The organism is Motilimonas sp. E26 (assembly GCF_021278025.1).
GTDB lineage: Bacteria > Pseudomonadota > Gammaproteobacteria > Enterobacterales > CBDFNC01 > Motilimonas.
In genome coordinates this window covers 52,299-65,180 of record NZ_JAIBHJ010000018.1, presented here as the reverse complement: position 1 = coordinate 65,180, position 12,882 = coordinate 52,299, and the positions used below count along the sequence as shown (strand labels likewise).

Sequence of the window (12,882 nt, the reverse complement as noted above, 5' to 3'; positions counted from 1 at the left end):
TCGAAATAAACATTTAACTCAACATGATTTGTTTTTGACTAAACTAACTTCTGAAAGCCAAAAGTATACTAACTTAGAATTTAGGAGTGCTCTTGTTAGAAGCTCTGTATTATGTTTCCGCAGGAATTTGTATTTTTGCCGCCAGCTTTAGCGGCTTCGTTGCCTTATTAAAGCAAAAAGAAAAGCTATTCCTTCACTTTGCTTGGGTATGTTTATGCATAGCAAGCTATCAAGTATTTTCGGTTCAGTATCTTATTGCAGCTGACACTTACGCTGCCATTGAGCTATTACGCTGGCAGGTATTTTCTGTGCTTGCTCTTACGCCCTCATTCTTTATCTTTATTGCAATTTATACGCAGCAAAAAAACTACAAAATATTTTTTAATATCATCACGTTAGTTTGTTTGTTTATGATGTTTATTAACTATGAACAGCCACTCACAATAAGGTTTGAACAGGTAGTTGAGCGCGTCAACATAGTGTTACCTTGGCAGCAAAGTATTAATTTGATAAGAGGCGAAATTTCACCTTGGGGTAAGCTAATGCACGGCCTCTACCAAGCTTTGTTGCTCTGGGTTGCTTACCGTAGCTGGAGACTGTTTAAAAAAAATGAACCCCGAATTGCCATCTTCTTTAGTCTTTATATTTTGGCTCAACTAAGCTCTGCCATCATAGGCATCATGATCGACGCGGGCTTGATAAAAATATTCTACACCGTCGGCTTTGCCTTTGTAATTTTAGTGATGCTAATGAGCTTTAGTCTTGCTCTTGACTTCAGAAGAACCAACCAGCGCATTGTCGCGCAAACCGTTAAGCTTACCGCAGAGCGTCGTCAACGTTTAATTGCACAAAAAAGTCTCAATATGATGGCTCAAGTCGTCGACCAATCTCCTTCTGCTTTATTGATTTTAGATTTAAACGGTTTCGTCGTTGAATGTAATCAAGCTTGTGATAACTTCTGGCACCGTCAGCTAGCTGTAGAGCGGGTTAATTTTTTAGATTTTTTATGCCTGCTTTACCCAAAAAAACGTGGTGAAATTACCGATATTAGCCACAAAGAAAATATCCACCTGCCTCCTGTTAGTCTTAACGAATACAGCACACCTTATTTTGCGGAGCACCGTAAGCAGTCTATTTTAACATTTAAAATTTTTATCACTCGTGAATATAATCAGGCGAAAAAAATCATCGTCTCCTGCTCTGATGTCACCGCTCAAGAGCAACAACAACAAGCAATTCGCCATATAGCTCGAGGCGTTGCTTCCGCACAAGGTGACGACTTTTATCATGATCTGATCGCCAACCTAGCCAAGTTATTTAATGCCAAGTATGGCTTTATCGGCTTTCTCTCAGAACAAAACAAAAATATCATTAGAACTTGCTCTGTAGTAGAAAATGACAAGGTAGTCAGTAATTTTAATTATGAACTCACTCATTCACCCTGTACCCATTTATCTCAATGCGATGTATGCAGCTTCCCAGATCAAGTCCAAACACTGTTCCCAAATGATGCGCTAATTAAAGAAAGAGCAATTGAGAGCTATATTTGCACCAAGATCAAGGACGAACACGGCATAGCAAAAGGGCTGATTGTATTAATGCATGACGAAAAAATGCCCGACGATATGCAACTTCGTGATATTTTGGATATTTTTTCATCGCGAGCAGGCGCCGAAATGCAACGCAGCCAAGCACAAGCCGATATTAGGAAAATGGCGTTTGAGGATTACCTCACCCATTTGCCTAACCGAGCCCTGCTACTTGAACACTTGAACGGGCAGATTGCCAAACTACAATCTAGCCAAGAGCAAGCCATGCTCATCGTGATGGATCTAGACCACTTTAAAACCATTAACGACGTGTTAGGCCATGATATTGGCGATGACATCTTGCGCCACATAGGTAAACGCCTAGCAGAGCACTGTTCTGATGAATTTTTCATTGCTCGTCAAGGCGGCGATGAGTTTGCCTTAATCAGTCGTCACCTGTGCTTATATGGCAGCCAGATCAAAGTGTCACTCGATAAACTGCAAAAAATAATCAATCAACCGTTGCAAATAGGCGAACATAAAATAGACATAGGAGCGAGTTTTGGTATTTGTCTATTTCCTAAGACCGATGAAACTGCACTCGATGTCATACGCCATGCCGAACTGGCTTTATATAAAGCAAAAAGCAATGGCCGAGGACGCTATCAGGTATACGAGCATAACTTAGAAAAAGTGGCGCAAGAGCGCATGAAAATGCAACAAGCATTGAAAAACGCTATTACTAACGAAGAGCTGTCATTATTTTTCCAACCTCAAGTTAGGCAAGATGGCTCACAGTTTGGTGCGGAGGTCTTACTACGCTGGTTTTCACCCACTTTTGGCTTTGTCTCACCCGCTAAATTTATTCCTTTAGCTGAGGAAACTGGGTTGATCCACAGCATTGGCGAATGGGTGTTTAACCAATCTTTGCATCGCATAGAGCAATGGCAAGAAAACTCTATTCCCTTTAAAGGACACCTTTCCGTTAACGTATCAGCTTGGCAATTTGCCTTACCCGCATTCGCTGACGACATTATCCATGCAGTAAAAAATAAAGGCATTAAACCAAGCTCTATCATGCTAGAAGTAACAGAAACGGGCTTACTGATAGACATACCTGATACTATCCAAAAACTCTCTCAAATGCGTAAGTTCGGCATAGAAATAGCCTTAGATGATTTTGGCACAGGCTACTCGTCAATGGCCTACTTGCGAGATCTGCCGCTCGATTTACTCAAGATAGATAAAACCTTTATCGACGAGCTCGCCACGAGCGATTATTCCCCTATTACAGAATCGATCATTTCAATTGGCAGGAGTATGCATCTTAGCGTGATCGCCGAAGGTGTGGAAACGCTAGCGCAATCAAACCGGTTGGCCGCATTAGGCTGTCATATTTACCAGGGCTACTACTACGCTAAACCTATGTCTGAAGATGATTTTGTGGCTTGGTTATTTACTCAGAATCTCGCGCAACAACCAAGTTCGGTTAAATTAAAATAAGAAAAACTATTTTATATCAATAACTCAAAGCTTAACCTTATAATTGACTTTTGCTTATAAAAAGTGGTTATAATCAAAGCGTATAATTATTGGGGATATTGTGATGCGGCTTAGCAGCTTTCACAAAATTTGGATTAACTTACTCACACTCGCCGCCTTGGTGATGTCAGGCAGTGCCTCCAGTTCCGCAATGATGAATATGCAAATGACTAGCTTAATCAATAATACGGTTATGGTACATCAGCCTTTAGCAGGTGATGTGGACATGGGGCATGAGCAAATGTCCAAGACTAAGGTTCCTCATTGTAATGAACAAATGATGAGCTCGCCTAACTCAGCTCCCCTTACAACGACAACTAGCAGTGCCGACCATTGCAGTAAAATGGCCGCTAATGATTGTTGTCCTGCGGTATGTATTAGTTTAGCGCTTCCCTTAACCCCCAGCGAACAGCTTATTGTACGCCAGCCTCATCGCACCCAAGTTGCCATTGAGAGCGCTGGTCAAGTTATCGTTCGTGCATCCTCTTTATATCGCCCCCCTATTAGCTAATTCCAACGCATATTGAGCCCCCCTACGGTGCGGATATGTCGAAGTAAAAAAGTCTGTTTCTGTTAAGGCCTTAGCCTTTTCTTATCCTATTTTTTACTAAATATTGGAATTTATCGTGAATATTAAACTTACGATGTTAGCGTTAGCATTCGTTGCTAGCCCTGTATTTTTCGTCCCTGTTTGGGCGAGCGAAACACAAATTAGCCTAAAGCAACTGATTGAATATGCGCTTGAACGTGATCTTAGCCGTGAGCAATTACTTAGCCAATCGCTAGCCATACGCGAAACTGGCATGGCCAGTGCCACCTTAATGGACCCTAAAGTAAAAATCGGTGTAGGCGGCCTACCCCTTGATACCTTAGGTTTCGATGACGACCCGATGACCAATATAGCCATTGGCTTTATGCAGCAATTTAGCCGTGGCGATACACTCGCGCTACAACAACAAAAGATGAATCAACAAGCAGATAGCATTGAACTGCAACTGGGTGTACGCGAATTAGAAATCGCCAATACCATGACCAAGCTTTGGCTAGAGCTAGGTTATCAACAGCAAGCTGAACAAATTTTGCTGCAAAATCGTAGCTTAATGGTAGAAATGGTGCGCTTTATTGATACCAACTACGCTATTGGCAAAGGTGAAACGCAAGATTTACTGCAAGCACAACTGCAAGTCAGCCAACTTGATGAAAAGCTACAAGCTAACCAACAAATGCAGCGCCGTATTATGTCACAGCTCTCTGAATGGTTAGGTGCAGATTGGCTTAAAGACGGCCGTCCACTGGCCACTTCAAACCAGCTAGAATGGCCTAAACTTGACGAGTTATTGTCACGTAATCAGCACAATAACGAACATTACTCGCTGTTAGAAAAACACCCTATGATTGCCATAACCAAAGCCAGTATTGCAGGTAATCAAACCCAAGTGGCTATCGCCAACGAGGCCTACAAACCTGAGTTTGGTATTGAAGTGATGTATGCCAATCGCCAAGCCAACGGCATGGGCGGTAAACCGGCCTCCGATTTAATCAGCGCTTATTTAACGGTCGATGTACCTTTATTCACTGGCAACCGGCAAGACCGCAATCACGCCGCGGCGCAATACCAATTGGGCGCGGCCAAGGCGCAGCGCGATCAACTGCTGCGGCAAATGAATGCCCAAGTGAATGCTTTGTTGGTAGACAAACATAATCTCAATGAGCGCATTGCTCTCTATCAAAACACCTTGCTCAAACAAGCCAAGGCCACCACGAAAGCGGTTGAGCGCGGTTATGAAAATAACACCGCGCAATTTAATGACGTCATCGGCGCGGTCAGAGCTGAGCTCGCCCTATCCCTTGAACAATCGCGATTAGTCACCGACTTGAATATCACCCAAAGCAATCTTGCTGCCCTGTTAGGCGGTTTTGATTATCAGGTTGAACAGCCTCAGGTTGCGCGCCCAAGTGCAAGAAAATAATAGAGAATAACAACAATGAAAACATTTAGTATTGCCACCATCACCTTATTAGTGGGCGCTGCACTCGGTTATGTCGCCAGTGATGCAGGTCAGCCTTATCTTGTTGCACTGACTGGTGCAGCAGCAAACCAAGAAAACCCAGCCGCCAGTGATAAGCCCCTTTATTGGGTCGCGCCAATGGATCCCAACTATCAGCGCGACAAGCCGGGTAAATCCCCGATGGGCATGGACTTAGTGCCTGTTTATGCTGAAGATTTAGCGGATAATAATGACATTGCGGGCACCGTTAAAATTAATCCTGCAGTGGAGAATAACCTAGGTGTTAAAACCCAAGGCGTCACCATTGCACCCTTAACCCCGCAAATTGAAACCGTCGGTTACATCGCCTTTGATGAAAGTCGTCTTTGGCAAACCAACGTGCGCGTCAGTGGCTGGGTAGAAAAACTCAACATTAACGCCGTCGGTGAGCGAGTCAATAAAGGCGATGTCCTGTTTACCTTGTATTCACCTGAACTAGTCAAAGCCCAAGAAGAATTACTTAACGCCTATCGTACCGAGCGCTCAGGACTGATTAAGGGCGCAACCGAGCGTTTAGTCACCTTAGGGGTGGATCGCGCGCAAATAAAACAAATCGTGCGCCAAGGTAAAGCGCAACAAAATATCCAAGTCAAAGCCTTAGATAGCGGCATTATCGCCAGTTTAAATATTCGCGAAGGTGGCTACCTTTCACCTGCGCAAGCGGTGATCAGCGGCGGTCCGATTGATGAAGTGTGGGTTGATGCCGAAGTGTTTGAGCGCCAAGCCCATTGGATCAAAGCAGGCTCAAAAGCCAGCATGCGCTTAGACGCACTGCCCGGTCAAAATTGGCAAGGAGAAGTGGATTACGTTTATCCGATCCTCGACCCTAAAACGCGCACCTTGAGAATGCGTTTGAAATTTAGCAACGCAGACTACGCCCTAAAGCCCAACATGTTTGCCAACATCACCTTACAACCACAAACTCAGCAAGCCGTGATGACCATTCCGCGCTCGTCGGTGATCCGCTCTGGGGGGATGACCCGAGTCGTATTATCTGAAGGTAATGGCAAATACCGCTCGGCGCGCATTGAAGTGGGCCGTGAAGCGGGCGAGCAAATTGAAGTTTTAGCGGGCTTAACCGAGCAAGATTTAGTGGTGACCTCGGCGCATTTTTTATTGGATTCAGAATCCAGTCAAACCGCCGATTTATCGCGTATCAATGGTATTGAGCCGGCGCTAAACAGCGTATGGGCCAAAGGCGAAATCACCCAAGTGATGGCGGGGCATAACATGCTCACTATCAACCACCAGCCGGTAAAAGAATGGGATTGGCCGGGGATGGTGATGGATTTTACCTTGGCGGATGGTTTGCAGTTAACAGATGAAAAAGTAGGTCAAAATATTGATTTTGAAATGCAAAAAACTGCTGCCGGTGGCTATGAAATCATCAATTACCAAGTGAGCGAAAGCACAGCCCCGACTGAAGTTTGGGCAAGTGGCACGATTTCGATGCTGATGGCGGACTTTGGCATGCTCACTATCGCGCATCAAGCCGTGAACGAACTCAATTGGCAAGCGGGCGAAATGAACTTTAGTGTTAACGACAGCGCAGCAAACAAGATTGATCTCAGCCAGTTTGCCGAAGGGCAAGAGGTGAGGTTTTTACTGCAAAAACAGGGGCAAGCATTTCAGTTAATCCAAGTGGTTAATAAAGGGGATAAATTATGATCCCACTGATTATTCGCTGGTCCATTAACAACCGCTTCTTGGTGTTAGTTGCCACAGTATTTCTGGTCTTAGGCGGCTTATACAGCGTAAAAAACACGCCAGTTGATGCCTTGCCGGATCTATCCGATGTACAAGTGATCATCAAAACCAGCTATCCCGGCCAAGCGCCGCAAGTAGTGGAAGATCAAGTGACCTATCCACTTACCACCGCGATGCTAGCGGTACCCGGCGCAGTCACGGTGCGTGGTTACTCATTTTTTGGCGACTCTTACGTTTACATCATTTTTAATGATCAAACCGATATGTACTGGGCGCGCTCACGGGTATTGGAGTATTTAAGCCAAGTAGCCCCGAAATTACCGGAGAGCGCTAAGCCAACCTTAGGCCCTGATGCCACTGGGGTTGGCTGGATCTTCAATTATGTATTGCAAGATAAAACCGGCCAACACGATTTAGCAGAGCTGCGCAGTTTGCAAGATTGGTTTTTAAAGTACGAGCTACAAACCGTTGCTGGCGTGTCGGAAATAGCCACCGTTGGCGGCATGGTTAAGCAATACCAGGTGCAAATCGATCCAGCCAAATTGCGCGCGTATAACCTGACCTTGCAACAAGTGAATATGGCGATAAAAAACGGTAACCAAGAGTCCGGCGCCTCGGTGATTGAAGTCGCCGAAGCCGAGCATATGGTGCGCACGACTGGCTACCTGTCTAATATCGAAGACATTAAAGCGCTGCCGTTAAAGGTCACCGATAAAGGCACGCCATTATTGTTAGGCGACATTGCCGATATTAGCTTAGGGCCACAAATGCGCCGCGGTATTTCGGAGCTCAATGGTGAAGGTGAAACAGTAGGCGGCGTAGTGGTGATGCGCTTTGGCGAAAATGCCAGTGAAGTGATCGACAATGTCAAAATCAAACTTGCCGAGCTACAAAAAGGCTTGCCCGATGGCGTCGAAATTGTCACTACCTATGATAGATCGACTTTGATCAATGCCGCAGTCGATAACCTTTGGACCAAGCTGGCCGAAGAATTCATTGTGGTGGCAGTGGTTTGTGCCTTGTTTTTATTCCATATTCGCTCATCACTGGTCATAGCACTGAGTTTACCTGTCGGCATTCTGTCGGCTTTTATCATCATGCATTGGCAAGGAATTAACGCCAACATCATGTCATTGGGCGGCATTGCCATTGCGATTGGTGCCATGGTTGATGGCGCGATAGTGATGATAGAAAACGTACACAAACACATTGAGCGTACGCCGCTGACCGACAAAAACCGCTGGCAGGTGATCGGCAAAGCCGCTGAAGAAGTCGGCGCGCCGCTATTTTTCTCATTGTTAATCATTACCTTAAGCTTTGTTCCGGTGTTTGCCTTAGAGGGTCAAGAAGGCAAAATGTTCTCGCCACTGGCGTTTACTAAAACCTATGCCATGGCCGCCGCAGCGGGCCTCGCCATTACCTTAGTGCCGGTATTAATGGGGTATTTTATTCGCGGTAACATTTTACCTGAGCATAAAAACCCAGTGAACCGCAGCTTAGTGGCGCTGTATCGTCCTTTGTTAAAGCTCAGCTTAACTTTCCCTAAAACCATGATAGTGGTGGCTTTAACGTTAATGGCCTCGGCTTATTACCCCATCACTAAGCTTGGCGGTGAATTTATACCGCCACTCGATGAAGGGGATTTAATGTATATGCCGACCACCTTCCCCGGTGTCTCCATTGGTAAAGCGCGTGAGATCTTGCAGCAAACTAACAAGCTGATTAAAACCGTGCCTGAAGTGAAAACGGCTTGGGGTAAAGTCGGCCGCGCCGAATCGGCTACCGATCCAGCGCCGTTAACCATGATAGAAACGGTGATCCAATTTAAGCCGCGCGATCAATGGCGTGAAGGCATGACACCGGAAAAACTGCATAAAGAACTCGATCAGCTAATTCAATTTCCCGGTATCACCAATGCTTGGGTCATGCCGATTAAAACCCGCATCGACATGCTAGCAACGGGAATAAAAACCCCAATCGGCGTCAAGATAGCGGGTCCCGACCTGAAACAGATCGAAGCCATCGGCGCCGCCCTTGAGCCTATTTTGAACCAAGTAGCAGGCACCGCATCGGTTTACGCCGAGCGCGTAGCAGGCGGTCGCTATGTCACCATCGATATTAAACGTCATCATGCCGCACGTTATGGCCTTAACATCAATGAGGTGCAGCAAGTGATCTCAACTGCCGTGGGCGGCATGAATGTCGGTGAAACCGTTGAAGGGCTGCAACGCTATCCCATCAATGTGCGCTATCCGCAAGATTACCGTGATTCGGTCGTGAAGCTGCAAAATTTACCTTTAGTCACACCTAATGGTGCCCGCATTGCATTAGCCGATGTCGCAGATATTCGCTATGAAGACGGCCCACCGATGATCAAAACCGAAAACGCCCGCCCCAATGGCTGGGTATTTGTCGATATTGAAGGGCGCGATCTTAGCTCCTATGTAGCAGACGCCAAGCAAGCGGTGGCCGAGCAACTGGACTTACCCGCAGGTTATTCCCTCGCGTGGTCTGGACAATATGAGTATATGGAGCGCGCCAAGGCACGCTTGAGCATCGTGACGCCGATCACGCTGTCCATCATTATGTTGCTGCTTTATTTAAGTTTTCGCCGTGTTGGTGAGGTGCTGATCATCATGGCAACCTTGCCGTTAGCCATGGTCGGCGGCTTATGGCTAATGCATGTGCTTGGCTATAACTTCTCTATTGCCGTGGGTGTGGGCTTTATTGCACTGGCAGGCGTGGCAGTCGAAATTGGCGTGATCATGTTGGTCTATTTAAACCAAGCGTGGCATTACAAAAAATTGCATGCCGAAGAAAATCAGCAAGCCATCTCGGCGCAAGATTTAAGCCAAGCTATCGAAGAAGGCGCAGGGCTGCGCGTACGCCCAGTGATGATGACGGTACTGACGGTGATCATAGGTTTAATCCCGATCATGTATGGCTCAGGTACCGGCTCAGAAGTGATGCAGCGCATTGCCGCGCCCATGATCGGTGGCATGGCCTCAGCGCTAATGCTGACCTTACTGGTACTGCCCGCCATTTTCAAACTGTGGAAAAGCCAAGAAATTAAGCGCCACGCACTTATTAATCAAACAACTGAAACATCAAACTAAATTAATTTAAAAGGATAAATACCATGAAAAAATCATTATTAGCATTAGCCATCACACTAGCATCAACCACCAGCTGGGCGACAACAGACAAGGTTGACCATTCAACAATGGATCACTCGAATATGGACCATTCGCAAATGGAGGATCATAACCAGATGGAAATGCCTGCAGAGACAGTAGACCATTCCAATATGGATCATTCTCAAATGGATGCCACCAGCATGGCAGGAATGCCGGGAATGACCGCGGTGGGTATGCCTGCCCCCGGCGCTAAGCCAGACAAAGTGGTGCATGTGATATTAAGTGATGATATGAAAATCACCTTTAAGCAAGAAGGCACTATCAAGCCCAATGACGTAGTGCAATTTGTGGTGATGAACACAGGTAAAATTGATCACGAATTTGCAATTGGCTCAATAGAGGAAATGCGAGAGCACCGTGAAATGATGAAAACCATGGCCAGTCACGCCCATGAAAGTGGTAATGCTGTGACCGTTAAGCCTAGTAAAGCAAAGCAGTTACTTTGGCATTTCCATGGTGAAACTCAAGTTCAGTTTGCTTGTAATATTCCCGGCCACAGCGAAGCGGGAATGGTGAAAAACATTCAACTCTAATCTCAACGAATAATAAGCGCCAATTAACCTTGGTGCTTATTACCAACTAATCAAGAGAATTATCAATGAAAAAAATCGCTTATGTATCAAGCTTTGTATTACTCATGTGGAGCAACTGGCTTTACGCCAATCCGACCATAGAACTTTATAAATCGCCGACTTGTGGCTGTTGCACCGAGTGGGCCACCATCATGGAGCAAAAAGGCTATGCCGTTAATGTGCGTCAGCAGTCTGATTGGACCGACGTGAAAAAAGCCCACTTTATGCCGCCACAACTGCAGTCATGCCACAGCGCTGTCATTGATGGTTACCTTATTGAGGGCCATGTACCGGAAGCAGATATCGCTCGTTTATTAAAAGAGCGTCCAACCGATATTAAAGGCTTAGCAGCCCCCGGTATGCCACAGCATTCGCCTGGCATGGCACTACCAGGCGAGCCGTATAAAGGCTTTGATGTGATAGCTTTTTCTGAAGATAAACTGAGCATTTATCAGCAATACTAATGCAACTCATCCCTTGTATTTTGAAATAATACGAATAAAGAGCAAGTTACATTTAGTAACACACTTGCTCTTTATTTAGCCGCAGGCAAAGGATAGACTGCCACTGCTTTTCCCTTTTTCCTATTATCTACTGGAGATGCCATGCCTGTGCTTTTTGTTAGTGATCTTGATGGAACCCTATTACAGGAAGATCATTCCTTAGCGCCTGAGACCTTAGCCGCTATTCGTAACTTACATGATGCAGGACGCATATTTGCTATCGCCACAGGACGCCACCACACTGACGTAGCTGATTTAGCAAAAAAAATTGACCGCCCCATTGGCATGATCAGCTGTAATGGTGGTATGGCAATTGCGCCAAATGGCGAGGTGATAGCGAGTGCTTACATTCCAGATCACATTACCCAAGAACTAGTGCATCACCCAATGCCAGAAGGCGTATTTTTAAACATGTATACCGACTTTAATTGGTATGCCACCGAAACCAATGCCAAGCTAGAAGCATACAGTGATAAGGCGGGCTTTAAGTGTGAATTAGTAACACCTCACTTTATTCAAGACAAACAAGCGGTAAAATTTTTCTTGTGGGGCGACCGTATGGGACTATTGGCACTGCAAGCTGAGCTAACAACAAAATACCAAGGCCAATTAGATTGCTTATTTTCGCTACCTCATTGTTTAGAGCTTATGCCAAGAGGCATTTCAAAGGCCACCGCAGTTGATGCTTTATGTAAACATCTAGGCTTGGCCGCTCATCAAGTGATGGCGTTTGGCGACGGTGAAAACGACATTGAAATGCTACAATATGCCGCCCACCCAAAAGTGATGCTCAATGCCGCCGAAAGTGTTAAAGCCGCGGTGCCGCACGCTGAGATCATTGGCCATGCACATCAACTCGGCGTCGCTAATTATTTAACCAGCACTATTTTGCAGTCCGTAAACTCATAGCTCACTTATCAAATACTAGTCCGGCCGAACTAGGCTTGACTCATTATGTAATCGCAGTATTCCTGCATCTGTAAACTCATCAATAACTGTTGGCGGCCAACCTCTGGCCCCCAACCCCTTTCAATCCCTTACAAACCTTTATATATTAGCACTCTAACGTCAGGGGAAATGCATATGAAATGGTTGTTAAAAGCCTGCTTTACGGTTGGGGTTTTTATTGTTGTCAGCTCACTCTTGATCACTTTCCCCCTTAAATATATCAACCCCATTTTTTGGAGTTGGCAACTACAACGAGAGTTCAATCCTCCAGCACTCTATCCCGAAGATGCTAAGTATCACTGGGTATCGATTGAGGACATTTCTAGCTCAATGCAGCTGGCAGTGATAGCGGCCGAAGATCAATTATTCTTAAGCCATAATGGCATTGATGTTGAGTCTACTAAGCAAGCAATCGACGATATGATCAGTGGTAAACGTTTTCGCGGCGCAAGTACGCTAAGCCAACAAACGGTAAAAAATTTGTATTTGTGGTCAGGTAAAAGTATTCCGCGCAAAGCCATTGAAGCTTGGCTGACGTTACTAATTGAGTGGCAATGGAATAAGCAACGGATCTTAGAAATTTACCTCAACATTGTTGAGTTTGGCCCCGGCATTTATGGCGTAGAAGCGGCGAGTCAGCATTATTTTGGCGTAAGCGCTAAGCAACTTTCTGCGGCGCAAAGTGCGCGATTGGCCGCAGTGCTACCTAACCCTTATCGTTTCAGCGCCGCGGCGCCGAGTACTTATCAAATAAAGCGTGAGCAATGGATCAGGCAGCAAATGCGGCAATTAGGCATAGGCTACTTAAAAGCAATTAAATAAGAGATCTAAGTTTA

9 protein-coding genes are annotated in these 12,882 nt (G+C 45.6%); all 9 read left to right on the top strand.

Annotation, left to right across the window (positions count from 1 at the left end):
• The first annotated feature begins 92 nt into the window (after positions 1 to 92).
• Positions 93 to 3,032 carry an EAL domain-containing protein gene (locus K1M91_RS14925; protein WP_232802843.1) on the top strand — a complete coding sequence of 980 codons (2,940 nt, stop codon included), beginning with the start codon at positions 93 to 95 and terminating at the stop codon, positions 3,030 to 3,032.
• A gap of 103 nt (positions 3,033 to 3,135) precedes the next feature.
• Positions 3,136 to 3,582, top strand: coding sequence for a hypothetical protein (locus K1M91_RS14920; protein ID WP_232802842.1), 447 nt, complete (start codon positions 3,136 to 3,138; stop codon positions 3,580 to 3,582).
• A 115-nt stretch (positions 3,583 to 3,697) separates the two neighbouring features.
• A complete protein-coding gene (locus tag K1M91_RS14915; RefSeq protein WP_232802841.1) occupies positions 3,698 to 5,041 on the top strand; it encodes a TolC family protein in 1,344 nt (447 codons plus the stop codon).
• 15 nt (positions 5,042 to 5,056) lie between these two features.
• On the top strand, positions 5,057 to 6,787 hold the full coding sequence (locus tag K1M91_RS14910) for an efflux RND transporter periplasmic adaptor subunit (RefSeq protein ID WP_232802840.1): 1,731 nt from the start codon (positions 5,057 to 5,059) through the stop codon (positions 6,785 to 6,787).
• On the top strand, positions 6,784 to 9,942 hold the full coding sequence (locus tag K1M91_RS14905; RefSeq protein WP_232802839.1) for an efflux RND transporter permease subunit: 3,159 nt from the start codon (positions 6,784 to 6,786) through the stop codon (positions 9,940 to 9,942). Before K1M91_RS14910 ends, K1M91_RS14905 begins: the two co-directional genes overlap by 4 nt.
• Positions 9,943 to 9,965: 23 nt before the next feature.
• Positions 9,966 to 10,556, top strand: a complete 591-nt coding sequence (locus K1M91_RS14900; RefSeq protein WP_232802838.1) for a hypothetical protein — start codon at positions 9,966 to 9,968, stop codon at positions 10,554 to 10,556.
• A gap of 65 nt (positions 10,557 to 10,621) precedes the next feature.
• The gene (locus K1M91_RS14895; RefSeq protein WP_232802837.1) at positions 10,622 to 11,059 is read left to right on the top strand and encodes a DUF411 domain-containing protein; all 438 of its coding nucleotides are present in this window, start codon (positions 10,622 to 10,624) and stop codon (positions 11,057 to 11,059) included.
• Positions 11,060 to 11,200: 141 nt separating this feature from the next.
• On the top strand, positions 11,201 to 12,007 hold the full coding sequence (locus K1M91_RS14890; RefSeq protein ID WP_232802836.1) for an HAD family hydrolase: 807 nt from the start codon (positions 11,201 to 11,203) through the stop codon (positions 12,005 to 12,007).
• Between the two features lie 174 nt (positions 12,008 to 12,181).
• Positions 12,182 to 12,868: a monofunctional biosynthetic peptidoglycan transglycosylase gene (gene mtgA / locus K1M91_RS14885; RefSeq protein WP_232802835.1), complete on the top strand. Its 687-nt coding sequence runs from the start codon at positions 12,182 to 12,184 to the stop codon at positions 12,866 to 12,868.
• Positions 12,869 to 12,882 lie beyond the last annotated feature (14 nt).

What these genes read in the sequence shown, in the direction of transcription:
- K1M91_RS14890 (WP_232802836.1), top strand. Translation starts at nt 11,201, where the DNA reads ATGCCTGTGCTTTTTGTTAGTGATCTTGATGGAACCCTATTACAGGAA.
- K1M91_RS14895 (WP_232802837.1), top strand. Translation starts at nt 10,622, where the DNA reads ATGAAAAAAATCGCTTATGTATCAAGCTTTGTATTACTCATGTGGAGC.
- K1M91_RS14900 (WP_232802838.1), top strand. Translation starts at nt 9,966, where the DNA reads ATGAAAAAATCATTATTAGCATTAGCCATCACACTAGCATCAACCACC.
- mtgA (WP_232802835.1), top strand. Translation starts at nt 12,182, where the DNA reads ATGAAATGGTTGTTAAAAGCCTGCTTTACGGTTGGGGTTTTTATTGTT.
- K1M91_RS14905 (WP_232802839.1), top strand. Translation starts at nt 6,784, where the DNA reads ATGATCCCACTGATTATTCGCTGGTCCATTAACAACCGCTTCTTGGTG.
- K1M91_RS14920 (WP_232802842.1), top strand. Translation starts at nt 3,136, where the DNA reads ATGCGGCTTAGCAGCTTTCACAAAATTTGGATTAACTTACTCACACTC.
- K1M91_RS14910 (WP_232802840.1), top strand. Translation starts at nt 5,057, where the DNA reads ATGAAAACATTTAGTATTGCCACCATCACCTTATTAGTGGGCGCTGCA.